The 24,296-nt window shown below is 54.3% G+C and carries 24 protein-coding genes and 1 pseudogene; 11 read left to right on the top strand and 14 right to left on the bottom strand.

Annotation, left to right across the window (positions count from 1 at the left end; all coding sequences use genetic code 11):
* Nucleotides 1–9: 9 nt before the first annotated feature.
* The 5 genes from PQR54_RS02870 (at nt 10) to PQR54_RS02850 (ending at nt 4,451) form a co-directional block, all read left to right on the top strand.
* On the top strand, nt 10–717 hold the full coding sequence (locus PQR54_RS02870) for a hypothetical protein (protein WP_408244257.1): 708 nt from the start codon (nt 10–12) through the stop codon (nt 715–717).
* Nucleotides 718–729: 12 nt separating this feature from the next.
* Complete coding sequence (locus PQR54_RS02865) at nt 730–1,551, top strand: SIR2 family NAD-dependent protein deacylase (RefSeq protein WP_408243990.1); 822 nt, start codon at nt 730–732, stop codon at nt 1,549–1,551.
* Nucleotides 1,552–1,733: 182 nt separating this feature from the next.
* Nucleotides 1,734–2,327: a KwaA family protein gene (locus tag PQR54_RS02860; protein WP_211608636.1), complete on the top strand. Its 594-nt coding sequence runs from the start codon at nt 1,734–1,736 to the stop codon at nt 2,325–2,327.
* Entirely contained in the window at nt 2,320–3,237 is a 918-nt protein-coding gene (locus tag PQR54_RS02855) for a Kiwa anti-phage protein KwaB-like domain-containing protein (RefSeq protein ID WP_408243989.1), read from the top strand. The genes PQR54_RS02860 and PQR54_RS02855 overlap by 8 nt, the downstream gene beginning before the upstream one ends.
* A 254-nt stretch (nt 3,238–3,491) precedes the next feature.
* The gene (locus PQR54_RS02850) at nt 3,492–4,451 is read left to right on the top strand and encodes a hypothetical protein (RefSeq protein ID WP_408243988.1); all 960 of its coding nucleotides are present in this window, start codon (nt 3,492–3,494) and stop codon (nt 4,449–4,451) included.
* A 133-nt stretch (nt 4,452–4,584) separates the two neighbouring features.
* Here the strand turns inward: PQR54_RS02850 and PQR54_RS02845 are convergent, their stop codons facing one another.
* Together PQR54_RS02845 and PQR54_RS02840 are read right to left on the bottom strand one after the other, a co-directional pair.
* Nucleotides 4,585–4,761 carry a hypothetical protein gene (locus PQR54_RS02845; RefSeq protein WP_408243987.1) on the bottom strand — a complete coding sequence of 59 codons (177 nt, stop codon included), beginning with the start codon at nt 4,759–4,761 and terminating at the stop codon, nt 4,585–4,587.
* Between the two features lie 82 nt (nt 4,762–4,843).
* The gene (locus PQR54_RS02840; protein WP_408243986.1) at nt 4,844–5,437 is read right to left on the bottom strand and encodes a tyrosine-type recombinase/integrase; all 594 of its coding nucleotides are present in this window, start codon (nt 5,435–5,437) and stop codon (nt 4,844–4,846) included.
* A gap of 395 nt (nt 5,438–5,832) precedes the next feature.
* Here PQR54_RS02840 and PQR54_RS02835 point away from each other — a divergent pair, with 395 nt between their 5' ends.
* Nucleotides 5,833–6,870 carry a DUF2806 domain-containing protein gene (locus PQR54_RS02835; protein ID WP_408243985.1) on the top strand — a complete coding sequence of 346 codons (1,038 nt, stop codon included), beginning with the start codon at nt 5,833–5,835 and terminating at the stop codon, nt 6,868–6,870.
* Nucleotides 6,871–6,902: 32 nt separating this feature from the next.
* On the opposite strand, the gene PQR54_RS02830 is transcribed toward PQR54_RS02835, so the two are convergent.
* The 6 genes from PQR54_RS02830 to PQR54_RS02805 all read right to left on the bottom strand — a co-directional run bounded on the left by PQR54_RS02830 (nt 6,903) and on the right by PQR54_RS02805 (nt 13,385).
* Complete coding sequence (locus PQR54_RS02830) at nt 6,903–7,235, bottom strand: hypothetical protein (protein ID WP_408243984.1); 333 nt, start codon at nt 7,233–7,235, stop codon at nt 6,903–6,905.
* Nucleotides 7,236–7,411: 176 nt separating this feature from the next.
* A complete protein-coding gene (locus tag PQR54_RS02825; protein ID WP_408243983.1) occupies nt 7,412–10,387 on the bottom strand; it encodes a plasmid replication protein, CyRepA1 family in 2,976 nt (991 codons plus the stop codon).
* Nucleotides 10,388–10,551: 164 nt separating this feature from the next.
* On the bottom strand, nt 10,552–11,121 hold the full coding sequence (locus tag PQR54_RS02820; RefSeq protein WP_408243982.1) for a DUF4240 domain-containing protein: 570 nt from the start codon (nt 11,119–11,121) through the stop codon (nt 10,552–10,554).
* Nucleotides 11,122–11,183: 62 nt separating this feature from the next.
* A complete protein-coding gene (locus tag PQR54_RS02815) occupies nt 11,184–11,630 on the bottom strand; it encodes a ribonuclease E inhibitor RraB (protein ID WP_408243981.1) in 447 nt (148 codons plus the stop codon).
* A gap of 140 nt (nt 11,631–11,770) precedes the next feature.
* A complete protein-coding gene (locus PQR54_RS02810; RefSeq protein ID WP_408243980.1) occupies nt 11,771–12,352 on the bottom strand; it encodes an H-NS histone family protein in 582 nt (193 codons plus the stop codon).
* Between the two features lie 193 nt (nt 12,353–12,545).
* Nucleotides 12,546–13,385 carry a hypothetical protein gene (locus tag PQR54_RS02805; protein ID WP_408243979.1) on the bottom strand — a complete coding sequence of 280 codons (840 nt, stop codon included), beginning with the start codon at nt 13,383–13,385 and terminating at the stop codon, nt 12,546–12,548.
* 175 nt (nt 13,386–13,560) lie between these two features.
* On the opposite strand from PQR54_RS02805, the gene PQR54_RS02800 reads away from it, so the two are divergent.
* From PQR54_RS02800 to PQR54_RS02790, 3 genes are all read left to right on the top strand, one after another.
* On the top strand, nt 13,561–13,782 hold the full coding sequence (locus PQR54_RS02800) for a hypothetical protein (RefSeq protein WP_408243978.1): 222 nt from the start codon (nt 13,561–13,563) through the stop codon (nt 13,780–13,782).
* A 685-nt stretch (nt 13,783–14,467) separates the two neighbouring features.
* Nucleotides 14,468–15,439: a hypothetical protein gene (locus PQR54_RS02795; RefSeq protein WP_408243977.1), complete on the top strand. Its 972-nt coding sequence runs from the start codon at nt 14,468–14,470 to the stop codon at nt 15,437–15,439.
* 271 nt (nt 15,440–15,710) lie between these two features.
* Nucleotides 15,711–16,682: a hypothetical protein gene (locus PQR54_RS02790; RefSeq protein ID WP_408243976.1), complete on the top strand. Its 972-nt coding sequence runs from the start codon at nt 15,711–15,713 to the stop codon at nt 16,680–16,682.
* Here PQR54_RS02790 and PQR54_RS02785 read toward each other — a convergent pair.
* The 3 genes from PQR54_RS02785 to PQR54_RS02775 form a co-directional block, all read right to left on the bottom strand.
* On the bottom strand, nt 16,676–17,062 hold the full coding sequence (locus tag PQR54_RS02785; RefSeq protein ID WP_408243975.1) for a hypothetical protein: 387 nt from the start codon (nt 17,060–17,062) through the stop codon (nt 16,676–16,678). The two genes, PQR54_RS02790 and PQR54_RS02785, sit on opposite strands and share 7 nt — an antisense overlap.
* Before the next feature lie 40 nt (nt 17,063–17,102).
* On the bottom strand, nt 17,103–17,519 hold the full coding sequence (locus PQR54_RS02780; RefSeq protein WP_408243974.1) for a hypothetical protein: 417 nt from the start codon (nt 17,517–17,519) through the stop codon (nt 17,103–17,105).
* A gap of 572 nt (nt 17,520–18,091) precedes the next feature.
* Nucleotides 18,092–18,304 (bottom strand): hypothetical protein, encoded by a 213-nt coding sequence (locus tag PQR54_RS02775; protein ID WP_408243973.1) that lies wholly within the window; start codon nt 18,302–18,304, stop codon nt 18,092–18,094.
* A 414-nt stretch (nt 18,305–18,718) separates the two neighbouring features.
* Between PQR54_RS02775 and PQR54_RS02770 the strand changes: the two genes are divergently transcribed.
* Nucleotides 18,719–19,384, top strand: a complete 666-nt coding sequence (locus PQR54_RS02770) for an Eco29kI family restriction endonuclease (RefSeq protein WP_408243972.1) — start codon at nt 18,719–18,721, stop codon at nt 19,382–19,384.
* Here PQR54_RS02770 and PQR54_RS02765 read toward each other — a convergent pair.
* The 3 genes from PQR54_RS02765 to PQR54_RS02755 form a co-directional block, all read right to left on the bottom strand.
* Nucleotides 19,368–20,531: a DNA cytosine methyltransferase gene (locus PQR54_RS02765; protein ID WP_408243971.1), complete on the bottom strand. Its 1,164-nt coding sequence runs from the start codon at nt 20,529–20,531 to the stop codon at nt 19,368–19,370. The genes PQR54_RS02770 and PQR54_RS02765 overlap by 17 nt on opposite strands.
* The gene (locus PQR54_RS02760) at nt 20,528–20,941 is read right to left on the bottom strand and encodes a very short patch repair endonuclease (RefSeq protein WP_408243970.1); all 414 of its coding nucleotides are present in this window, start codon (nt 20,939–20,941) and stop codon (nt 20,528–20,530) included. The genes PQR54_RS02765 and PQR54_RS02760 overlap by 4 nt, the downstream gene beginning before the upstream one ends.
* 357 nt (nt 20,942–21,298) lie before the next feature.
* The gene (locus PQR54_RS02755; protein ID WP_408243969.1) at nt 21,299–23,137 is read right to left on the bottom strand and encodes a recombinase family protein; all 1,839 of its coding nucleotides are present in this window, start codon (nt 23,135–23,137) and stop codon (nt 21,299–21,301) included.
* A 105-nt stretch (nt 23,138–23,242) separates the two neighbouring features.
* On the opposite strand from PQR54_RS02755, the pseudogene PQR54_RS02750 reads away from it, so the two are divergent.
* Nucleotides 23,243–24,109: pseudogene (locus PQR54_RS02750) on the top strand (YifB family Mg chelatase-like AAA ATPase); the annotation flags it as partial.
* Nucleotides 24,110–24,296: the final 187 nt, after the last annotated feature.

The raw sequence follows: 24,296 nt of genomic DNA, 5'->3' as shown, positions 1-24,296 counted from the left end.
ACCGACAAGATGAAGCCAACAAGCATTGCAGACCTGCTAGGCATCGCCACAAAGGGGCTCGGCATGCCCGATGTTATTTCCACGGAATCGTTACACCATGCCGTCAAACTACTGATAGCGGCGGTACCATTCCTGTTGCCTGTTCGCATCGTCACAGGGCATCTATCGCCTGCTGAAATTGAACGCGAGGATGCCGACGAGCCGTATGCCGGAATTCTTCTGCACTGGTACGCCGAATTCGCCTCGAACGCCGCGCTGTGCATTGATAGCCTGACGGATTTTGTTGGCACGGTGCGCCGTATAGTAGACGACGAGATCACGGGCTTCTTCGAGCAACGGCAGAATGCCATCGCACTGTCGTTTAGGAAACGAAATCAGGCGGAATGCGATCTTTGCGACTCAGTCATGTTGAAATGGCTGTCTGCAGTGCACTCAGACCAACTGGCTGCGCTTGCAGTTCGATGGGATCAGCATCGCAGGTCAAGCAGCGTGCCGGACATACTGAAAGAACTTGGGCTGACAAAGAGGTCGATGATGGACCTGTCCGAGACAGAGTTCGTCAGGCTAGGTCTTGTTGAACGACTCGATGCCGAATACAGGGATCGCCACGCCGAGTTGCAAAAGTTCTTGCGCGAAGATCACATCGGCAACGAGGTCGAACGATTGATTTCCTGTGTCGTGAACGCATTTACCGCTACGCACAATGAAGGTCGATAGAGGCGACGACCCATGACCACCACAAACGAACAACTGAAGGTTGCCGCCGACTGGATACGCGACGCTGACGGAATCCTGATCACGGCTGGCGCAGGTATGGGCGTCGATTCGGGACTGCCGGACTTCCGTAACACACATCGTTTCTGGAACGCATATCCTGCATTGAAGGTAGAAGGCATGGGCTTTCACGACATTGCCAACGGCGAGGCATTCCGAAATCATCCGATACGGACGTGGGGCTTCTACGGCCATAGGCTCAATCTCTATCGGCGAACGGACCCACATGCAGGTTACGAGATTGTTCGGCGCTGGTCATCGATGACGGAACGCGGCGCGTTTGTGTTCACTAGCAACGTGGACGGACATTTCCAGAAGGCAGGCATTCCGGAAACTCGCATCCTCGAATGCCACGGTTCGATTCACCTCCTGCAATGCTCACGTCCCTGTTCACACGACATATGGTCTGCGGATGACTTCCATCCCGAAGTGGACGAAGAACAGTGCTTCCTTACCTCACCGCTTCCGCGTTGTCCAAAGTGTGGCAGCGTGGCGCGACCGGATATCTTGATGTTTGATGACTGGGATTGGATCGAAACCCGCACAAAGCGTCAGCGCATGCGATTCGAAGCGTGGCTGTTGAGCGTCGAACGGTTGGTCGTTATCGAGGTAGGTGCGGGTGGCGCCATTCCGACTGTTCGAAACATAAGCGAACGAAACGGCCCGCGCGTCATCCGAATCAACACCGACGACTACGCTATCGATCCACAGAAAGGTATTGGATTGCAGGGAGGCGCACTTGACCTACTTCGCGCGCTTGACGAGAGCTTAAACTAAGGAACGCTAGATTCAAGCATATGGCGTAGATGGTGTATATTTGGCAACCCGCTTCAAACCCAGTGGAGTAATTGGCCGTAGCGAATCAGCAACCATTCATCGGTGTGCCCGATCAGTGCGGCATCTGGAAAACAAAAGTGTTGATGCTGAAGGCCGTATAGTCCAGCGTCCATGAGGTAGCGATGCAAATTAAGCTGATTCCAGCGATATCGTTGTTTTTGGGATCTTATTTTCCTCTAGCGCTGATCCTGGCCGTTCAGGACATACCGAATGAGGACTGGGGCCGACCGCTTTGCAAATCTCTCCAGTTTTGGCGATCATGCGATATCCCACACGTAGCGCATCCGACGATGGCCTATCTTTTCATAGTGGCCACCGGTGTGAGCCTTGTCTTTTTCCTATGGCTGCTGAGACACCTGAACGGCACAACGGAGATGACGATAAAGGAAAGTAAGTCGATCCCCAATGATTTGATCAACTATGCGTTCCCGTACATCGTGTCATTCATGGGGGTAGAGCTCGGCAGCACGGGCAAGGTTGTTGGCTTTGGTCTATTCATGATCTGGTTGTTCATCATCACGTACCGGTCTGGTCAGATCCTCATGAATCCATTGTTGCTGGCAGCCGGGTGGCAACTTTACGAAGTCCAAGCAGACATCGAGGGCAATCGTAGAACACTGCGAGCGCTTTCGAGAGACAACGTCGTACCCGACCAGGCACTTAGGTCCTGCCTCGTCCAAGGGATCTACGTTTTGAAGGCAAACAAAAATGACTAAAGAGCAAGCCCTCAATGGGTGCAGAAATTTCGACGTAGCAGGCGCAAGCTTATCGTTATGGACTTTGAAAAAACGCCAAGCGGGAGGCTTTAACGCTAAATCCATCGAGGTGACCGACGCGCTCGTGGAGGAACTGAAGCGCATCGTTAGCGCGTCACTTCTGGCCCATACGGAGGTCGAAGACTACGAACTTACAGCCCAGCTCAACGAAGTGAGCTGCTTGCACGTTGGAACAGACGAAACATGTTTTTCAGACCTCGCGACACTTGTTGACGCACCGGCCGAGGAGCATCGGATTGCTGGCGAAAGAGATTTACAGAATGTCGCGGGCTATCTGCTACGCCTTCGAAGTGGCACTCAGATTCTCTACTGCGTAAAACGGGTTACAGACTCATGGAAAACAAGAAAGGCCAGGAGCGTCATCAACGTTGTGATGCGGGCAAATCAGATGGATCTTGTCGAGGATCGTAGCTTCACGATTGCAAAGTCTCTTGACTTCGTGGTCTTCGGTGAGGACCTGTTCATCATGGATAAGCGAGCTTTCGAAACGATACTGAGCTACAAGGTCGAGTACGCGAATTCATTCGGCGAATTGCAGCAGGACGCTACTTTCACAGCCAGATTTGCCGACATGGGGCCGTTGATTGAACATGTAGGGACTAACACAATGCATCTGCGGCGAATGGCCGTCATACAGCAGAAAGGGCACTACGCAGACAACGCCTACATGACCCGCCTAAGACAAGTCAACGTGCAACAAGGCTGGAACATTCAATTCGATGATACTGGTCGTATCGTTCCGACAGGCGAATCGATGAGGGCCATTATGCAAGTGTTGCTAAACCACCGTTTGTATTCGCAATTGTCGCTCGACACCTTTGACGTTCCTTCGAGTTCTGCTGTCCAGTAATCTAGTCTGTTGATTTACGCCGAATTCTGAGCCAATGTTTGATCTAGAATTCTGCGGGGCCTTACGCCTCGCTCGCCGGCATGCAACTCCCATGCGGCTCCTTTGAAGCGCGCGTATGCAGGCGATTGCTCCTCTTAACCACGCAATCAGCAGTCTGTCGTAGGCGCCGCCGCAGCAAAGCCGAACAGCTTGCAAGCTGCTATCGATTGTGAAAAAGCAAAGTCCCAATACTTCAATACAGAACGGATCTCAACATGGCGGCGCTTGACCTCACTGAAATCGCAATTCCGACCGGCGGAAAAAACCGCGACCAGTTTGAACTGTTTGCGCGAGAATTTCTTTCGATGAAAGGCTTTCTTGTCTTGAATGACCCAGATAGAGGGGCAGACGCCGGGCGTGATCTGATCGTTGAGGAAATTCGTCAGGGAATTGTAGGCGAGACAAAGGTCCGATGGCTGGTGAGTTGCAAACACAAAGCACACTCCGGCTCATCAGTGTCTCCGAGCGATGAACCGGACATCCGTGATCGACTTGAGACCCATGAGTGCTCTGGATTTATCGGCTTCTATTCGACAGTTCCAAGCAGTGGACTTGCAACGAAGCTGGAGGCTTTGCAAAAGACGAATCCCTCGTTAGTTTTCGATCAGGAAAGAATTGAGGCTGAACTTCTCGCCTCGCGAGAAGGATTTATTCTTGCCCGTCGATTCATGCCGATTTCGGCAGCCGTATGGGAGAAAGACCATCCCAAAGCCGCCAGAATATTTTCACAGGAACCGTCACTACGATGTGCAGCATGCAGCAAGGAACTCCTCGGAGAACAACCCAGTGGTATCGTCGTTGGATGGAAGACGTATTCAGAGGAATACGACCCAGAGTTCAAACCTAAGCACGAGCGTGTGTACTTGTGCTGCAAGGGTCCTTGCGACGACAAGCTCGAAACAAAGTATGGGCGGCCGGGTTTGATCAGTGGATGGGAAGATCTGCCCGATCTGATGATTCCAATCGCCTACATACGATGGGTAATGTCTACACTAAATGAACTGCAAGATGGTCAGCAATATTCACCACAAGCGTTCGACGCAACAAAAGACATGCTTCTAAACCTGTTCCCAATGATTGCCAGAGAGCCGTCGATGCAGAACCACGAACGAATCAGCAATCTGAGCGCCATTCCTTCGTATCTCGGTGGCTGGGGTTACGATGACGGAAAGTAAGAATCCATTGGACAGCAGCCGTCGATGCAGCGAGCATTGAATGCACGTCGTCGCAGGTCTGCTTCGACCGCGTCGGAGTATCCGCGACGATACCCACACCCCTCTCGATCGACGTCAGCGCAAACGTGGACCGTCACTCATCGAGTTCGAGGTAGGCGAACATCTCTTCGACTGTCATCACCGTCGTCCACGGACCATCTTTCGACTTCAGAATAGCTAATACAACGCTATCATCAAGACCGGTGTCGTTCGTTCTGGCGATCCGCGCGAGCAATTTCAGATCGCGCTTTCGCGCGTTGTTGTTGATCATCCGAATGCGTTTCCTAACCTTCACGATATCTCCCTCCGTTAAACTGTCGTTGATCCAATGTCTATCGGTCGAGTTAGCACACTCAGAACAAGTCGGCGCTGATCTGCTTCAGTCGTACCGGGTTGTCCTCAACATAACGTGCAGTCATGCCGATGGACGCATGGCCCATCAACGTTGAGACAGCTTTGATGTCCACTCCTTTCTCAATCAAGGTCGTCGCAAACGTGCGACGACCCGAATGGCTCGATGCGCCCTGCAATCGAGCCTTCGTGTACATTCGATGGAAAAGCTGTTGCAACGTGTTTGGTGAAAACTGCCCACCTTTCTGCGAACGGAACAGCGGCGCATCGAAGTTGAACAGGATGCCTTCGTCCTTCCGCCGCTCGTTCAGATAGTCACGAATCGCGTCGGCAACTTTCGGATTCGTCAAGTACGCGTGGCGTTGCTTATTGCCCTTCGTCATCGAACCATCGAGATTGATTTCGTCCAGCAGCTCGCCATCGGCACCGAGCACATGCCGAATTCGAAGCGATGCCATCTCTTTTGCGCGCAGTCCGAGACCGAACGAAAAATAGATAAGCGCGATGTTCCGCTTCGCATGGGCCTCTTTCTTCATCGCGTTGACGACGCGACGGAACTCCGATTCGGTCAATACCTTCGCCTGACCTTCCCGCACATTTCGCTCCAGAATGTTTAATAATTTCCTACTGCGAATCATTTATAAACATTCTATCCAGCCCTCTGGACTTCGTACACTGGCAGGACGGCTTCAGGTATCGGAATGTTTACTAGATGTATTTAGTAAACATTCCTGCCGGTACTCTGGTTGACCATGGACTGATTGTAGGCCAGCCGCCCTGATCGCCGCCCTGACCATTTCTTCGGGTGGGGCTAAGTAATCATATCAGGTGGAAAAAGCCCAGCCCTGACGGACTGTGCCGCAGACAACGCACGTGGAGCCAAAGATCGAATGCCTGCTTTCTCTGTTTCGGTGCGTTATCTGGAAGTTGGCTCAATCGGCGTGGATTACGGTAGGATTAGCGCTCGTAAAATTGGCGATTGAGGTTCGAAATGAGCAACGACGAGCAGACAGCCGAAGCGGCAGACGACTCTGGAAGTTCAGAGTTGGGAGGCTTGCCCATCACGTTAGCAGATGCTGCGAACTTCATCAAAAGTGGAAAGTCGTTCGACATCGCAGCGGCAGGTCTTGCCGTCGCCCACGGCGTGCCAATCCCGCCTTCGATTGTCGCCCGAATTCGAATTGGTGCAGAGCGCATCATTGACGCCAGCTTTCACGCCGGAACGCGCATGATCGAGCGGCGTACAGAGCGCGCTGATTTTGATGCCAAGCTTCAACGGGAAATCATCAACAAGGCAGCCCGCCAAGGAGTGAAGAATCTTTCGGCGGAATCGGCAGACAGGATCGTGATGTCCTATCTAAACGAGCATCAACGGAAGTACGCCAATAAGTCGGCGGTAGTGGCGGAGGCGTTCACCTCACTCGCCGACGATACGCCGACGATAGATGAGAATCCCGACTCGGAACTCAGCGACGATTGGCTCAATCTTTTCGCCGATGTTGCTGCCCAAAAGAGCAGCCACGAAATGCAGCATCTGATGGGACGAATTCTCGCCGGAGAGATCCGACAGCCCGGATGCTTTTCGCCGCTCACCATCCACGCACTCTCGACGCTCACCCAACCGATCGCGAAGAAGTTCGAACGCCTCTGTGAAGCAGCGATTAAAATGGACAACGAGGTCATAGTACCGGCGTTAGTCACGGCTGACATCGCAGCGCGCGGTATACCGGATTTGGACATCCAATATGTCGATATGCTGCACCTGCGATCGTATGGATTGCTCGCGTCTGAAACGTTGAGCAGTTACGAGTTCAAACCGAATGCTACCAGCCACCTCATGTACGGCCGCAAGCGCTTTACCGCCAGACTTCGCGCCGATGTGACCTCCCCTGCAGTCCTACAGGGAGTGATATTTTCGCAAGTGGGCCGGGAGCTTTATGGGTTGGTCGCCCCTGCGGAAGCACCAGGATTCGACAAATGGTTTAAGGACGCGTTCACGAAGCAAGGCGTATCAATCGAACCGGTTTGAATTCCTCGCGCCGCAAGACCAACCCTGATGCGCTACCAGTCCAGTAAGTCCTTCAGGGTTTTCTTGTTATTCTTCTTCAGTACCACCTGCAAATCTTTGTTGACGTTATAGGTGCCCGGCTCTATCAAGTCAACTTGTTCGATTTGCACGTCAATGGTCACGGTAGCCGCGCCTTTGCATACGCCACCGCCGACTTGGATTCGCTTCATTTCGGCATCGATAGCCTCAGCAATCGCAGGCATTAGTCTCTTCCGGATTTCTCTTCGATATCGAGCAACGGTTGCGCTCACACGGCTTCCAGAGAGGATGCTTCGCCTGAGCATGTACAGATCATGCCACGACGTCATGCCCAATTTGACTTTCATTCGCTCGCTCCTACGTCACAATTTTTCGTATCTCTGACATCGCATCCTGACTTCGCGCGAGAGCTAACCCACATCAGCAGGTCTCAGACAGGAAAACTAGGCCTGCCATTGCAGGCCTATTGATAACACTCTGACAAAGCAGTAAATACTAGAGTGGGCGCGTTAGCACCGAGGCCTCACCATGCCAACAGCTCGCGCATGCTGGTCTTGCTTGACCGACCATGGAAATCCAGCATCAGTGCCGGCTTCACGACCTCACCCGCGCGTCGCTCAACAATGCCGCGAACCAAGTCCAGCGAGCCAACGTCGAGTTCATAGTAGTAGGTCGTCACGTTACCGACCTTTTCGCGAGTTGGAGGCGCATTCTTCAACCCAATAAGTTCAAGCACCTTACTAAGCTTTTGCATTGTCTTCGTGTGCAGGTCACGGGTTCGAACATTGATATCGAACAGTTCCTGAATCTTTACAGCGTACTCATCGCACACCTTCGCGAAGTCTCCGAGCGTATGTTGCGATACGACTACGCCCGTCTTGATCAGGTTCGATTCATCGGCCAGGCCAGCGGCCGACAAAAGCTGATAGAGCATGGCCTTCTTCAACGGGTCCGCACTGGTATCCGATAGAAAATGACCTGCTTCGCGATCGGCCTTCGAGCCCTCGCTCAGGCGATCAAACGGCAACGAGTAGAGTTCCATCATTCGCACCTGCTTGCGAAGCTGTCCGTTCTTATCGAGAACGACGAGTTCAGGTGAGATGTCTTCCCGGTAGAAGGCTTCAAGTTCCTGACGGCGCATGGAATTTTCCTCTGCACGAGTCAACCGTCGGCCCATGTCGCGTTTCCCGCGAAGCTCACGATAGGTCTCCGGGTTGATTTTGTCAGCCATGCAGATTTCATCAATCCGCTTGGCATCGATTACGTCGCTTGCCTTTTTGTATCTATTTTTCCCATCTTTCATGAGATTGGTATCAGGCTCAATCGACACCACCTTCCAACCGTTACGCCGCCGAAGCTCCATGAAGTTCGCGCGAAGATTGTTCTTGGACGCACGAGACATCGCCGTAACCTGCGCATATACGTTCAGATAGGTTTCGTCTAGTAGAGGACGACCATCATCGTGAAATCCGATTATGGTGTCGTTGAGCACGGCGTTATCCAAGACCTCGGACAAAATCGCTTCCGGCTCAGTCTCGAAGCCGAATCGGTCGGGCGCCACCCATACCTTGATTGCCTTGGGATGCCGTACCCGAGCTAACTGCTGATCGATGTCGAAGTGCGTGTTCACGCGGGGCACGAAAAACCCGAACACCGTATCGACAAGTTGAGCGTCATTTTCGAAAGTGATGTCCACACCGGTTCCGAGAGTCGGAGACGCCACGACCACATCGTAGTTCAAGATGTCGGTCTTGATGTTATTAACGAACGCCTGAACCTCCGGTTGGCTAGTGGTCTCCGAAGTAACCAGCATAGTTTTGCGCGACTCGCCGAACTCATAACGAATCGCCTCCTGCAATACTTCAGCCTTCTTCTTCGAGTTAGTCGTTATGTAGTGGCGACCGCCCGCGCGAACAGCATCCATCAATTCAGCTTGAAGATGGAATTCACTCTCGTACGCATGAAGATCACATCGACTCTCCTTGCGCTGGTTGAGATAGAAGTGATACGGCGTCCCGGATTGGGTCGCGGCGCACACGGCGTCTGCGGTAATCGGGCCGAGGTCAGCGTCGGCGACGATGATCGACTTGCCTGCTCGCAGGTAGTGGAACAGCTTTTGATAGCATTGGCGACGCTTTGATTTCAGCGTATCAGATGTGAGATGCGAGAACACCTGCTCGGACTCGTCAATGATCACCACGTCATAGTTCCGAAACATAGGATTCAGGAGCTTCCCGATGCTATCGACGCAGATAGCGTAATGGTCGTCGGGCTGATTGTTACGGATCGCCGATCCTTCAACATAGAAGTAGCAGGTGAGTTCGAGACGCTTCGCCATCGACTGCAGCAAAGTCTGTCGATGGCCGACCAGTAGAACGGATTGGCCAGCGGCCTTGCAGTCCAACACGATTTTCTCCAACCACTGCGTTTTCCCCGATGCCTTCGGACTTCGAATGAACGTGATTCCTTCGTGCAGCGGGATGCCCGGTTCGAAGTGGGACAGGTATTGTTTCGAGAACAAGTGACACGTGCGTTCGCCCGGAAGTTCGTCAAGCAGATTGCTAACCAGATTGGAAGGTGCCCCGACTTCGTCCGGATCATAGACATTGGCGGGAGTCTGATAGTAGTCAGCCTCCTTGATAAGGTCTTCGATCTCGTAGAAGTTGTACGGCAGTCGCTTCTTTCGCAGTTCATCCTTCGGCCAATAGGCAAGGCAGCACTTCCGGCATCGGATTCCGTTCACGCCGTGTCGATTGGTAATGACATACGCGCTGGGGTTGTTTTCGGGGAAATGCTTCGGGCAATATATTGGCGTGAGCTTGGGCAAGTCCTTCAACAATACAGTACGACCTTGTCCGCGCGCTAGCCGTACCATCTGGTCTTTTTCGAGGGGATCTCCCGACGTCTGCGAAGCTCTCGCTCCGAGGTCGTTCCCGCTATCGCAGCAAACCCGATCCGAAACGCGCTTAATCGAGCCGCTGGAAATTAACGTATCGAGTTCGTTGTCCGGCAGCACATTACCGAAAATGATCGGATTGCTTCCCAGCGAGCCAAAGAAGCCTCGGCAGGGCTCTTTGCACGACCCATCGCCACCGAACTTTCGAACCACTCCGTCATACGCCGCAACCATTTCGCGCGCATCGGCAATCGTTCGATTCAGAACGAATACCACACGAAAGCGATGCTTCTCGGGCGTATGGTTTGCCGTCGTATAAAGCAATGCCGCGTATTGCTGAATGTACGGGTTCTCCCGCGCTTCTTCCACGGTCCATCCTTTATCAATATCGACCATAAGCAGGTCAGAACACGTAAAATTCGCGTCGCGCTTCCTCCCCTTGTGCTGCGCGGTAACTGCGTAGCCCTGATTGATATAGGCGGCGAGTTCCTCTATCGTGAATTCGCCGTTCTCGAAACCAGTGGTGAAAATCTCCGGGTCTTGCGGAGTTTGTATTTTGTTAATGATGTGCCGATTCACCGCACATTTGAATTTGCGTTCCATTGGATTCCTTGTCATGTTTGACGGAATCGTGGCTTGACGATTCCGCTTCGCTGTTGGAGGTCGAGTTACCAGATCGACCGTCGGAAGGTCAGCAGGTGGCCGTCATTTCATTGGTAACGGCGCGAAGCGGTGACGACCGCCCTGCTGGCTTGCGACAGTCCTATTTATCCTAGGTGGGGATTCGGGACGAGTTGAATGTCGTACATGAGACGACTTAACTTCGGAAGGTGCTTCCGATTTTCCTGCTCGTCCTCGAAGTTCCACTCGCCAATCTCCGGCTTTTCGTAACGTTCCCCGTCGATGTAGATGTTGATCTCCGTTTCGTCGCTGTTTGCCATGAGAACGTCCATCGCGTCGAAGATGCTGATCCCCATCTTGCGCGCATACACCTTACGCGCAACCCACCCGATACTCTCGTTTTCGATAGGTTCCTGAAGCCACAGCCATTGCAGATGCTCTGCGTCTTTTAGGGTAGCCTCGTATACGCTCTTCCCCATTGCGATGAGGCCACGGATGAAGTTCAAAAATTCTTCTTCATCGCACACTTGATGCAGAATGTACGCGGCTCCATAGATGTCTGCGCGGTCGGCGTAGTGTTGAAGCCACTCTAAGTAGCAGTCAAACGCCATCACTTCGTCTGCCGTTTGACCATCAAGCAACTCCTCCAAACGTAGCTCAGGGTTATCCGAATACTTACATTGATCGATCAGCTGCCAAAATTTTTTAATATCCATAAGTCATCCTATTCATTTGCAGTGGGCTGAACTGCTTCTTGATAGCCTTCGTGCGGTAAGCGTTAGATTTCCTCCAGTACTTCCGGCATCGTCGGCAACTCCCAACCGTCGTACTCACCGCCAAACTCTATGACCTTTGCCCGGACAGTCCCGCAACAGGCCACCAAATACTCAAGCGTTGCGATACCCGGATTGTAGAAATCAACCCGCCACTGGGGAGCATCGACTTTCAACACCGTGACCGCCACGTATTCGTCATCGATCAGGTGTTTTGCGAAGGATTTTGCGGCATCCATCGAATCGAAGTACGCGAAGTGCTGAATCGGACGAGGATTTAGAGGATTATCGTTGTGACTTTTCAATCCTTCGACGGTCCTCATCAGCGAATCAATCAATCCGTCCTCGCCATCGTTGGCTTTCGTCTCGCTCAGGATTTCAATGTCATCGTGGCGGGCAGATTCGCTTCCATTGAGGTGTCCACCTATGCAATATGTCGTCGAGTTCTTCATAAAATATCTCCGTAAAAATTAGTAATGCTACAGATATGATCAGTTCGATTTCGTGACATCGAACAGACCCATGGGATGATTGATTTGTTTTTACATTGGATCAGGACGATGACGAAACGTCCTGATCCAAGCTGCCCCGCTCAGAGGCTCAACATCTGATCGGCCATTTCCGCCGCCGCGCGCGGCGTCGAGCGCTGATCATCGTCGTTCAGGGACACGTCGTTTTCGGACGCCAGCGCAACGTCATTGGAACCGCCTGCGCCCGACGTGGCCTGCCTCGCTGCATCCTTGGCATCTTCCTTCGCAACCCACGCCGGATTCAGATAGCGAGGATCACCCGACCGACCCTTACCAGTCTTACCGACCAACCACTCGGGCAAGCTACCCTTGCCCGAGTGCGTTTTGCCCGTCTCGGGATTGCGATACTTATGGACGACAGGTCCCACCGGCTTCGACGGATTGGCTGCGAAGCCCAAGTCTTCGGGTTTGATCCCGAGCGCCGCGATCCGAGCGAGGATCTCAGGGATGGCGATGACGCGCTCTTGCTTACGCAGGTTTTCACGCTGCTCCGAAAGAGCTTCCATGCGCTGTTTGATAGCGGCGGCCTCGGCTTCGTAACGCGCAAACTCGGCTTCGATTTGGTCGTAATCCGATGCCGTACCTGCGGGCTGCGCAGCCACTTCGATTGCGGCAGACGTTGCAACGATTTCGTTCTGGTTCATCTTGTTCTCCTTGTGTTGGTTAGCGAACAAGACGAATGGTGTCTGAATGTCCGGGTGCTTTTGGGGAACCCCATGGGCGATGCGTTTCACTTGCCAACGAATCGATTTTGGTGTAACGATGGCATTGAATGAAAAAAAAACCCGGAGACCTGTACGGATCTCCGGGTTTCGGTTCCTATCCGACATGGAATTTTTACGTTTTCATCGTGGCCGGGAACGTTCCACGAATCGTACCTTCAATGCAGGCCGAGTAGAATTTGTTCAGGTTGTTCAGGGTACGCGTGTAGTTCTTTATCTCATCGGCGGAACGTTTATCTTGTTCGAATAGCTTTTGATTCAGTTCGCCGTGGATGAACCAGTTTAGACCGAGCGTGGACCTCGCTTCCGGATTGTTGACGATTTCCTTTACGATTTTCTCAGAACTGGCTTTCGCGACGTCACCGTCTGACTTCATTTCCGTTAGATACCTATAAGCGACAAAAGCTCGGCGGACAAGCTTCAAGGTGTCTTCCGGTTGTTTGCCCTTAATATTACTGATTTCGTACTTTGGGCCATCGCCAAGTAAGTCGGGGTGGTCTTCCACGAAGTCAGCGAAAACTTCCAGAAGCTGCTCTTTCCTGAGACCCTTCGGCACCTTAACTAAAGCCACATCGCCCGACTTTTGAAGCAATGACCAGAGAAGTGGGCTACTTTTTTCGGCTTCTGGAAAAGCAAACAGATGCTTTTTGGAATGCAGCCAAGCCAGCTTCCAGCTTCCGCCAGACGCGGACGACGGAACTTGGATGTCCCCCCAGTCGTCGTACAGTTCCGCTATTCGCGTGTGCTTCTCCTCAAGTGCCGAGCACGTTTCGGCGTCTGCTATTCGTTTCGCGTCGCAATACGCTTTGAATTCTGCGTTCCTTTGGAAGCATGTTAGCCATTCAACCATCATGAGCTGATGAATCATTTTTTTCGACATCGGAGCCGAATCAAACTCATCGTCTGAATCAAACTCATCATCCGAATCAGGCGGGTGAGAGGCGTGTGAATTCATAGTTCATGGTTCAGGTGGACACGAACTCGCAATGATAAGTCAACGTCAGATCAGACGCGCGCCTCACACGCTCTTCGAAAGGATTTTTTCCGATGAGAGAAATCGCTGACGTGAGCCGATAAATACTCCGACATTGCCCGGAACGACAACAACAGGGCGCGAAACGAAGGAAAACATGGACAAATTTGAACAACTACAGGCGGCAATCGCCGAACACAAGAGGCGCTGGACGGAAAGGTACGGCTGGGTGCCGCGCGAAGAGTGTCGCCACCCGACGATGGAAGAGGAAATGCGTCGCGAGGTTGAGGCCGAATGGACGCGACAGGCTGACGCCTGCATTCGTGCGATCATCGCGAACGCTCAAAGCAACGAAGACGAGACTGCGTTAGATATTTGAAAGGAATCGCGACGGCACGGCGGAGCGTTCATGTTCGTCCCTGATCGACCCGGAAGCGGCCGGCCATCGGATCACGGCCCTAGCGTCGCGTTCTGAGGTGCAGCGGTCATTCGCCTGTGGACCTTGCGGGCGGGTGGCCGATCGCTCGGGACATGTGGCGGATTTCAGTGCGAACGTCAAATCCATGACGCCAACAGAGGCCCGCGAAATTGCCGACCATGTAAGAGCGCGCGTCGTTCGTGTCAAGTGATATCCGCTTGAATAATCACGAGAACGTGCGCTAGCGCTCATAACAACTTGTAGGTGGATTGGTTAGCGCCTACGCTTCCCTACGTGCGACAGGTCGTTCAAGCGTAATTCGGTTGGATGGCACGGCTCATACGTTTGTTGACCTTTCGGATATCGATGCAGTTCTGATCTCACCCTGAACTGATAAAACCAAACAAAATCCTTTCGCGTGGAAAACACAAATATCGCCAAAACAGGCCGCGCTTTAAAGAAGCGGTAAGGACGGGTGCCATGAATATTCCTCGAAGCCTGCTTTTGCGCGTGTGCGCCGTTTTCGTCTTGACGTCGATATCCGCTGCGTCGGCTTACGCCGATTGCAGCGATGCGAAGATCAAGCGAATGGCGAGAAGTGGAAATACGACGAGCGCCATCGCCGATGCGTGCAATATGGACGAGGATGATGTGGCCGACGTGTTACAGCAAGACAGAGACAAAACCAGAGGCGGTAACGGAGACGACGAAGGCCCAAGCCGTGGAGGTGGCGGCCTGCCCTCCGGAGCACCGGTGGGTCAATGCGGATGTTGGGGACCGGTCAGTCCGGCCTATCAACAGCCAGACCCGCGATGCCAAAGTGGCTATGCCCGACCACGGGTCTGCGGCGGCTTCTGCCCGCCGGCCGGCTCTGCGTGGCAGGGTGTTTGTGGATAGTGAAGAAGGCATCGAAGCTGACGGACGGGAGTTAACCATGAGGTTCGGAAGGCGAGAGTTCATGTGCGCCACGCTGTCGGCAATCGCAATTCCGTTCGAGCTCAAAGCATCCACCGGCTCTGACGCGTGTCTCTTCAGTCGGGTCACAGTAGAGCTTCCTCCATCAGGATGCAACGGCGATTCTTTGGGCCTCAGGCATCTGCATTCCATCGACACTATGGTGAAGGCATACAGCATTGGCAACGTTTCGATCGACTTCATCGGGTGTACGACAGTCGCATTTAAAACGCAGCCGGACGGAACGGGACCGACCCAGGCCTGCACGATTTACTACCCTTCGGGATATGAGCAATCGACTTACCTCGCACCGATCGCGCATGAGCTCGCCCACGTATTCCAGCTTCAGGATGCGGGAGGACTCGATAGCTTGCAGCGCAAATATTCGTCTTTGAAAATAGAGCTTGAGGCGGATTTTCTGGCGGGCGTGATCTTCAAAAATTTCCTGACGGATGCGAACGCGGAATCCTTCCACACGAACCTCAATCTCATCGGCAAGTTTCGGGAACTTAAGTGGAAGGAGCATGGCTCGCCCGCACAGCGCGCTGCAGCCTATCAGCGAGGACTCAACCTCAACTTTTCCGACTACGAAATGAATATGCGAGCGGTCCATGCCAAATTTCAGAACGACGTCTTCGGCGAAATTCTCGACTTCTCGTCATAGGCGATTGGTTGGGCGCTTATGCTGTTTCTTGTGCGTGCTCCTCGCCAGAGTCGGCTCCGCGCACTCGGAAATGAAATTTGACATTCTGAATCACTGTGGCGATGTTGCCGCTGTATACCAAAAGCTATCTGAGCATGGTCTGAATAGACGGTGCAGACCGCCGCAATCGATACTGGAAAGACGGTTGTCGGACCAGCTATCGTCGTCGGACTCGGCGTCGCTATGCTTCCTGACAGATGCGCCGGCGGGTTTCCTAAACGGCTACGGGTGCTTGCTTCAATCCAGCGAGACAAATTCCGCGGAGGCACTCGTGTGCTTCCGGCCAGCGGCGGTCGGTGATCTGGCCGAATACAAGGAAAATTATCCCACTGCTTATGCGGCTCCGGTTGCCCGTTACTTGGATGAAGCGGCAAAGTGCCCCGTCTCCCATGGCATCGCGACAAATGGGACCTCCACGCTTTTCCCTTTCCTGCTCGCACCAGTCGCTAGGTATGACTTCGGTTGGATCCTGTCGCTGGGACCGAAGTCGCCGCCGGACAGTAGCGTCTTGCACGGGTTCGCGAGCGTCGATCCCAACATTGCCGGCGGCGAAGCCAAGGCGATCGAATTCGTGTACTTCATCTACGGCGCGCGGAATCCGGCAGGTAGTTTACCTCTGCGAACGTTCGGACCGTGGCGCGTGCGCGTCGATCGCGGCGGCGAGTTCGATACCCAGTTTCAGAGAGCGCTGACGGCGCAGCATGTGCCGATTATTGTTGGATCGGCGTTTTTCGACATAACGCGCGAGTCGGATACTGCTTTGAGCGCCACCGCGAAAGACCGTGTGCTATCGAGACTCGAGGATCGCATTGCGGAGGGGCTGACCAACGAAGGCTTCGAGCGCGTGCCCGATGAAGAATTGACCGACGCCGATGGTAATTCGTTCGACGACCGGCTGCGACAGTTGATCCAGCAAAATTTCAGGCCCTACGGCCAACCGGGGCGGCCTCGCGAATTTGGCGAGCTGATCGTCATGAAGAAGACGCGCCAGCTTAACTGTCTAAGCAATCAAGGTCTTGTCATGGCGGTCATCTTTTCGATGAAGCCCATTCAGAATGTGGCGTCCGATTATGGAAGCACAGGCTTGATTCTCGAAGGATTGGGCTCCTGCGGGCCGAGTTCTTCCACGGCGAAGCGCTATCTCGGCAACCTAACAACGGACGCGGAACGCTGGGTCACAGATGAGGTCAAGAAGCATCAGTGATTTGCATCGAGCAGTCCGATCTCAAATTGTTGACCAGACACGTTCCAATAGATCTTATAGTGCTTTGCGGTTTTTAACGTCGCTTTCACAATCTTGTCGTCAGTGGCGATTGAAACATTGATGTCATCAGTGATTTGCTGCGCTCTCAAATCTAGGTCGTCTTGGGGCTTTATTTCATAAACCGTTGGCTGACCATCCGAGACCCAGACCGAAATCTTCACCGCCTGGTTGGTGCCATTGACGATATCGACCTCGCCCGCTTGCATTGCCGGTAAGGAGGACGCCGGCGGCCCAGAATTCTGTGCCTCCTGCGCGCGACCGGTTTGAGAAGACAGCGCGAGAACGATCGCGCAGATCGGAATGACAAAGCGTAGATTCATAGCCCACTCCACCAGATGGAAGCCTGATCTCGGTCGCTCACTAGCGAGAAGATGAATCTTCCCTTGAATCGTCCCTACGGCCGAGCAGGTATCCCGCGATTGTTCCGAGCAAGCCGACCGCCGGTGCAATGGATTGGGCATCGAATCCTGCAGTCATCGAGAATAGGACGCCCACGACGATGAGCGTCAAACTGAGACCTTTGATGACATCGTTCGCCGAAGCATTCGAATGTTTTAGCAGCGAGTATTGAAATGTTAGGACGCTCAAGCCGAAGAACAGCACGATGACAGAAAGCCAGAATTCTCGGCTTGTCAGCAACGTCAGCGGAATAACGCCATTCGCCACGCCCTTCATCGGGTGATTTGTCGCGTCCGTAGAAGACGCAGCGCCGGTTTGCGCGATGCAATTCCAGATTGGATTTAACAAAGCAATTAGAACAAGCGACCTGGCTTTCACGGCGACTCCGTAAGGACGTTTGTCACTCACGCATAATAGCAACCGGAATTAGCCGTTGTGTTTTTTACCGTACGCTTTCCGATCACGAGCCCTTGAAGTACTAAGCGTATTGGCAGGTATTGCCGTTGCTATCAAGGATGGGTCATGCTTTGCGCAACCGAACTGTGACAACTCGACGATATCTGCAAAAAATCACGCCGTCTGTATGACAGGAAACGCTTACACCATCGCCGCAAGTCGCCTTGCGCGATCGTGTAGTCTCGCCGAAGGCAGAAGTTGTAGCGGACATCATCGATCTCTCGTCGCTGACCCGTGGAATCCGGCTCGGGAACTGAAACTCCGACTGCGACAGTCCGGCGGTCCAGATCCACGCTTCCGCGCTATCGCGGGCCTTCTCGGTGAGCTCGAACTGGACCGGACGCTGCGTTTTCTGCTGCCTTCCCCGCAATGCATCGAACCCACTCAACGTACAGCAATCTGCAACAGGGGTTCCGGCACAAACAGCGGTCGGCTCAGTCATCAACATCAGCGCCTAAAAGGCCACCGCAAAGGAGTCGGGGAATGACGAGCCTTTATTTCTTTCGTTCAGGCCGACCGAACAATCGTCCCGTCTGATCGCCGGGACCAACTCGGTGCCCGTCCGGTTCGTACGTGTTCTTCGACGGCGCGCTGTAGAACCCGAGCCGCCGACGTTGCGAATCGTACGCGACAGTGCTTCCGTTGCTGGTCTTTTCTTCGAAGCCGATGATGCGGCCCATTCCGTCACGCACTGGTTTCGTCGCCATAAAATTTCCTTGTAGTGAAACTTTAGGAAAATTCTATCCAGCCTACAGGGGACGGGCGCGGAAAATTTGTGGCCGAGGTCGCGGCGGTGATAATGCTCAGCTAACAACAGCAAATACTAGAAGGCGCGAGTTGACACCGACCTCCAGGTTAGAGGGATACCGCCCGTCACGCAAAAAACATAGCTTCGGCGATCTGCATTGTGAGTCGGTTGATGTGTTGACTACTAAGGCTAATTTCCCGCAGGTAAGGAGAGGGTGAAAATACTGTGAGACGAAACCAACCGATGGTCCTGGAGATCTGCAAACCCACACGTCGCCGAGAAGTCAGTCGGGCGTACAGCGTGTGATTGCGATTCAAGCTGACAAGTCACGAGGGTACGGTTAATCTTCAGTCTTTTGGGAATCTTTTCAAAGATGGAACCGTTCGATCCGCTAGCCGTTGAGAATGTTGGCGTAACGCTCGCGATAGAGCTGTTAGAACAACCCGTCCATCCATTGTCGCCACCTGACCGCTTCGCCGGCGCGGGCGTCTATGCGATTTACTATTCCGGCAAGCATCCCGGGTATCAAAGGCTCGTGGAGCTAGATCAGAAATTGGGTGGCTGGAAATATCCCGTTTATATCGGAAGCGCGGTTAGGGAGAATGCCAAACAGGGATTCAGCCTGCGGCCGACCAATCAAACTCGCCTTTGGACTCGGCTTGGACATCATGCCGACTCGATCCGATCTGTAGTGGATGCAGGCCTTGACCCAGAGCTTCATCTAGCGGATTTCCGCTGTCGATTCCTTGTTCTGAACGACGCATATATCACCCTAGCTGAATCAGTGCTCATAGCGACATTCCGTCCCGCGTGGAACGGCATGGGATTTGGGAGCAAAGTCGTCGGCGTACGGCGAGAAGGGCAGATTGCTTCCGCGTGGGACTCACTTCATCCCGGCCGAAGCGGGAGGCCGGCTGGTACCGCCCAGCGCCGAACGGAAGCCGAGGCAAAGATTCAAGAAAGTATCGACAAACTTTCCGAAGAGCCAGACGACCCCCGAGCGGCGAAAATGATGGAAAAGATCAGGCGTTTCCTCTGAGGCTGTCATGCACTTTGTTCACAACGACATGAGCCAGTTTCGTTGGAACAGCATTCCCTAACTGTCTCATCGTTTCGGACCAGGAGCCGTGGAACAGCATTTCGTCGGGGAACGTCTGCAGACGCGCACTTTCTCTTACGGTGAAGTATCTGACAGAACCATCCGCTCGACGAAGCATGTTTTCCCCGCCTGGCACGCCATGCACTCCGGCCTTTAGAGTCTTCGCCGGTTCATCAAGCGGACTACCTGTGTGTCCTTCATATGAACGAGCGCCGGGTTGAAACCTGTGGTCGTGATAGGCCTTCGCGAGCAGAGGTTGCAACTCCGGGTCGGGCAAGTCAGATATAGCATCCCGAACGGTCAACCAAGGCGATTCTTGTGGCTGTTCGGCCAATTTGCGAGCCCGCGCTTGCCCCTTGGCGTCTTTAGGACGCTGTCGCTTCGCCACCTTGTGCCGATCCCAATACTCTTCCGTCCTCCACTGGGACCACAAAAGTGCGTCCTGTGAATGAGTGTGGTTGGGAAAATGCCATTCAATGCCGGTGTCAGCTCGAAACCCTACGATAAGTACGCGCTCACGCTTTTGTGGAACGCCGTAGTTGGCCGCATTCAGCACGCGCATGACAATGTTGTAGTGCAGGCCCCGATACCTTCCTTTCGTCTCGTGGTCTTCGAGACGAATCAAGTGATCGTGCCAAGTCTCCTTCGACTTCGCACCGAGCTCGGGGTGACGAAGTTGGAGGCGTATGTACTCTAGGTAATTAGCGAAACTAGCACGAGTCAGTCCCTTCACGTTTTCAAACACGAAAGCTCTGGGCCGTAGTTCTCGTACCGCCCGGATCGCTTGGGGAAACATATCGCGCTCATCCAGATACGCACGATGCAATCCACCCATCGAGAACGGCTGACAAGGCGGCCCACCGGTAACCAAATCGATAGTCTCGCGTATATTCGAGAACTCTATCTGCCTCACATCGCCCTCAACTAAAGGCCAACTGGTAAACGGAGCCAATCCAGCCTTCCGGTTTTCCCTAATCGTGTCGCACGCCCAGCGATCCCAGTCAACGACTAGTTGCGGTCGAAAGCCAGCCTGGCTCACCGCCATGCCCAATCCACCAGCCCCAACGAACAGTTCGACTGCATTCATGATTCTAAAAACTCGCTGATTCTGTGTTTGAGAGCCTCAGCTTCGCGAAGCTGGCACTCCCATATTGTCATCACACTCCAGCCCGCAGCTTCCAACTGCTTTTGGACGAGGTCATCCCGCTTCTTGTTGCCTTCCAGCTTTGGGAGCCAGAATTCTAGTCGGGACTTCGGCAACCTAGCTAGTCGGCAGGCAGGGTCGTCATGTCGGTGCCAAAAGCAGCCATGAACGAACACTACCTTCCGCCTTGAAGCAAAGACCAAGTCTGGAGTGCCCGGAAGGTCGGATCGATGCAGTCGGAACCGGTAGCCCAGACCATGAACTAACCGGCGCACCAGCATTTCGGGGCCTGTATCGGCGGAACGAATCTTACCCATCCGCTCGCTGCGCTGGGTTGGGCTTAGTCTATCCACGAGACATTTTCCGCCAAGAGGCCCCACTCTACAATGATTAACCGTCGGTCTTCGCGGACGGCCTCAAGGGTCGCATCGGTCCACTTTGAAAACCGCGCAACTCAGCTCCCATATTGTGGCATAGCAGGCTCGGGAAATTGCTGCCGCCGAGCCGTCATTCGCCCGCGCGAGACCGGAGGGTTTCAGTCAGTTACATCGCCTGAGTCCTTCTTCATGGCGATACCGAGAGGAAATTCTATCCAGCCTGCAGGGGATGGGCGCGGAAATTTGCAGTCGAGGACGCGGCGGTGATAACGCCCTGCAAACAACAGTTAATACGAGAGGGCGCGTGTTGACACCGCACAGACCAGGCGATCGTCAGGCGCACTCTTGAGTTCCGCGCCGCGCTCTCCGTGTAAACTCCGCCAGCTTCTCGACCATCGCGATGGTCTCGGCATGAGCAGCCAGACTTTGCACGCCTTCTACGGACTGGAGATGCAATAGCTCGGGATTTTCGAGGTCGGGCCGAATCATCCGGACTGCATCGCTTCGCGAGATCATCGTGAAAAATCGCTCGCTGACGTTCGGAGTCAGACGCAAGTTAGCCGCGATGCGCTCGTTCGCTTCATCGACGCTCGCACCATTGGCGATCATTCGCGCCCTGAACTTGTCGATGAGATACGCCTTGTCGATATAGCCGCCGGGATACATTACGACTCGAACGATGAGCCGCTTGATATGCTGGCTCAACCGCGCTCGCACATCGTATAGGTCGTCGCCTTCCAGTGCGCTGATCCGCTGTAACAAGTCGTCAATCGACGCGCGAACAGCCGTTACGTCAACTGTCGCATTCGAGCGGACATCATATTTCTGTCGCGTCTCTTCCAGTTCGGCACTGATTCTCGTTCGCTCCTGCTCCAGTTGGTCCATGCGCGCCTGCAACTGTGGGAACTTTGATCCGCCAGATTCAATCGCTTCGAGAATGTTCGCCTGCTTCTGCTCGTTGTCGGTCATTGACGATTCAAGCACGGCGATACGCGCGCTCAGTGCAGCGAGTTCCGACTTGACCGTATCGCGAGTCTGGAGGAATGCATCGAAATCCAGCCCCATGCAGTACGTGAGAACACTAAGTTCGAACTGCGGATATTCCCACGGCACATAGTGGCAACCGTTTCCCATTTTCGCTCGCGCGCAGACCAGCAACTTTGCACGTGGCCCGCTGTGCCCTTTGTTCACATACACCATTGAGCCGTTGCAGTACCCGCAGCGAAGGAGGCCAGAAAACAGGTTGGAAAAAGTCTGCCCCTTCCGTCCGGCACTATTCGTTCGGCGCGATTGCCGAGCCGTCTTCGCAAGAACGAAATCTTCGTCCGACACGATTCGCGGAAAGTAGTCGGGAGCCGGATCGCCCTCGGGAATACGCTTCCCGTTGACGAGCGTATGCGGCTGAAATTCGCCAAGCACTGCCCGGTTATCGAGAATCTTTTTGATATAGGACGAGTGCCACTGGTTCGCTGAGCGCGCCCCGAACGTGGGAATCTCCTGCTGGTTCAGTCGCCGAGCGATGGTTTCAGAACCGATTCCGTCTTTCGACGACTCGAACATACGCCGAACAAGTTCGACACGATCCGGTATCAGTGAATAGGCCGTCCTGTCGTCATTCAGTTTCAGCCACGCAGGAGCCATTTCGGTCAGTTTCTTGTCACCTATTCTGCCGCGCTTGGTCTTCCATGCCTCCTTCAATCGCCTGCTTTTAGTCAGCGATTCCTCGTGGGCTCGGGACATGATGGCAATCGACATCAACAAGTCCGTGAACTGCTTCCCCGAGTCTTCCTCCTTCCCGTACTCCCGACCGTCCGCCAATGTAACGATACGAATTCCGCGGTTGACGATTGACATGAAAATCTCAAGCGCATCCATGACCTGCGCCCGAGAAATCCGGTCAAGCGACTCTACGAGCAGATACGATCCCGGCTCTACTGCACCCGAATCGACGGCGCGGAGAAAGGCACCGAGTTCGCCAGTTCTGACGTTCGACTTGTCGAAAGCCGAAACCCCGAGGTCGCGATACGTGAGTTTTTCATCAATGCTCAGACCGTGAGCATCTGCGTACTTCCGCGAGAGATCAGCTTGCCGCCGAAATGAGTCGCCGTGTTGTTGTTCAGGCGTCGAAAAGCGGATGTACGAGTAAGCCTTCGGAGTTGGGGTAGGAGCCACGGCACGGATAACGGAAACAGGGAGGACTAATCTATCACAAGGCCATATGTCATAGCCGCCCGGCTGGGCTTAATTGGCTAAATGGGTTTATTTGGCCCCACGTCCTTGCTGGTCGGCCCGCCCGGTGCGGGCAAATCGATGCTCGCTGCCCGCCTGCCGAGCCTGCTGCCGCCCATGACCGACGACGAAGCTCTCGCCTCCGCCGCCCTGCTGTCCGCCAGCCGGGCCGGTTTCACGCCCTCGCAATGGCGTCGGCGGCCGTTTCGCGCCCCGCATCATTCGTCGAGTGCCGCGGCGCTGGTCGGCGGGCGCAATCCACCGCAGCCCGGGGAAATTACGCTGGCGCATCTGGGTGTGCTTTTTCTCGACGAGCTTCCTGAGTTCGACCGCCATGTCCTGGAAACGCTGCGGGAACCGCTCGAAGCCGGCCGCATCACGATTTCGCGCGCCGCCTTGCAGGCGGATTTCCCGGCTGCGTGTCAATTGATCGCCGCCATGAATCCGTGCCCGTGCGGCTGGCGCGGCGATCCCAACGGCCGCTGCCGTTGCACGCCGGAGATCGCCGCGCGCTACTTGCGCAAGCTTTCCGGCCCCTTGCTCGACCGGATCGACATCCAGCTCGAGGTACCCGCGCTCACGCCGGCGGAACTGTCCGCCCGCTCGACGGCGGCCGGCGAGACAAGCGCCGCCATCGCGGCGCGCGTCAGCCGCGCCCGCGAGCGGCAATTAAGCCGTCAGGGCAAAACTAATCGTGAACTGGGAGGACGGGAAGTGGACGAGGTCTGCCGCCCCGACTCTGCGGGCGAGGCCTTGCTGCGTGAAGCCGGGGAACGCTTCGGCTGGTCGGCGCGCGCGTACTACCGGGTTCTGAAGGTGGCACGCAGCATCGCCGATCTCGCCGGCGCGTCCATGCCGAGCGCCGCGCAGATCGGCGAAGCGATCCAGTATCGCCGAGCGTTTAGCTCTCTATGAGGCGAAAAACATGCTGTCAAGACTTGACTTATGCACACGCCCGCGTTCCAGATAGATTTTGAAACAACTGAAAGGTACGCTTTCGGCCGCATCCAAAAGGCATTGATTCGATTGAGTTTTTTTAACCGACTCAAGAGAGTGGAATCTGACAGAGTGCCCATAGAATGGGCATCTCCAGCCAGTTTGC

Origin of the sequence: Paraburkholderia phytofirmans, assembly GCF_046028095.1 — a bacterium.
Taxonomy (GTDB): domain Bacteria; phylum Pseudomonadota; class Gammaproteobacteria; order Burkholderiales; family Burkholderiaceae; genus Paraburkholderia; species Paraburkholderia phytofirmans_A.
Note: the sequence above shows the minus strand (reverse complement) of the source record. Positions and strands in the feature narration are given on the sequence as shown.

What these genes read in the sequence shown, in the direction of transcription:
- PQR54_RS02870 (WP_408244257.1), top strand. Translation starts at nt 10, where the DNA reads ATGAAGCCAACAAGCATTGCAGACCTGCTAGGCATCGCCACAAAGGGG.
- PQR54_RS02865 (WP_408243990.1), top strand. Translation starts at nt 730, where the DNA reads ATGACCACCACAAACGAACAACTGAAGGTTGCCGCCGACTGGATACGC.
- PQR54_RS02860 (WP_211608636.1), top strand. Translation starts at nt 1,734, where the DNA reads ATGCAAATTAAGCTGATTCCAGCGATATCGTTGTTTTTGGGATCTTAT.
- PQR54_RS02855 (WP_408243989.1), top strand. Translation starts at nt 2,320, where the DNA reads ATGACTAAAGAGCAAGCCCTCAATGGGTGCAGAAATTTCGACGTAGCA.
- PQR54_RS02850 (WP_408243988.1), top strand. Translation starts at nt 3,492, where the DNA reads ATGGCGGCGCTTGACCTCACTGAAATCGCAATTCCGACCGGCGGAAAA.
- PQR54_RS02845 (WP_408243987.1), bottom strand. Translation starts at nt 4,761, where the DNA reads ATGATCAACAACAACGCGCGAAAGCGCGATCTGAAATTGCTCGCGCGG.
- PQR54_RS02835 (WP_408243985.1), top strand. Translation starts at nt 5,833, where the DNA reads ATGAGCAACGACGAGCAGACAGCCGAAGCGGCAGACGACTCTGGAAGT.
- PQR54_RS02830 (WP_408243984.1), bottom strand. Translation starts at nt 7,235, where the DNA reads ATGAAAGTCAAATTGGGCATGACGTCGTGGCATGATCTGTACATGCTC.
- PQR54_RS02825 (WP_408243983.1), bottom strand. Translation starts at nt 10,387, where the DNA reads ATGGAACGCAAATTCAAATGTGCGGTGAATCGGCACATCATTAACAAA.
- PQR54_RS02820 (WP_408243982.1), bottom strand. Translation starts at nt 11,121, where the DNA reads ATGGATATTAAAAAATTTTGGCAGCTGATCGATCAATGTAAGTATTCG.
- PQR54_RS02815 (WP_408243981.1), bottom strand. Translation starts at nt 11,630, where the DNA reads ATGAAGAACTCGACGACATATTGCATAGGTGGACACCTCAATGGAAGC.
- PQR54_RS02810 (WP_408243980.1), bottom strand. Translation starts at nt 12,352, where the DNA reads ATGAACCAGAACGAAATCGTTGCAACGTCTGCCGCAATCGAAGTGGCT.
- PQR54_RS02805 (WP_408243979.1), bottom strand. Translation starts at nt 13,385, where the DNA reads ATGAATTCACACGCCTCTCACCCGCCTGATTCGGATGATGAGTTTGAT.
- PQR54_RS02800 (WP_408243978.1), top strand. Translation starts at nt 13,561, where the DNA reads ATGGACAAATTTGAACAACTACAGGCGGCAATCGCCGAACACAAGAGG.
- PQR54_RS02795 (WP_408243977.1), top strand. Translation starts at nt 14,468, where the DNA reads ATGATGTGGCCGACGTGTTACAGCAAGACAGAGACAAAACCAGAGGCG.
- PQR54_RS02785 (WP_408243975.1), bottom strand. Translation starts at nt 17,062, where the DNA reads ATGAATCTACGCTTTGTCATTCCGATCTGCGCGATCGTTCTCGCGCTG.
- PQR54_RS02775 (WP_408243973.1), bottom strand. Translation starts at nt 18,304, where the DNA reads ATGGCGACGAAACCAGTGCGTGACGGAATGGGCCGCATCATCGGCTTC.
- PQR54_RS02770 (WP_408243972.1), top strand. Translation starts at nt 18,719, where the DNA reads ATGGAACCGTTCGATCCGCTAGCCGTTGAGAATGTTGGCGTAACGCTC.
- PQR54_RS02765 (WP_408243971.1), bottom strand. Translation starts at nt 20,531, where the DNA reads ATGAATGCAGTCGAACTGTTCGTTGGGGCTGGTGGATTGGGCATGGCG.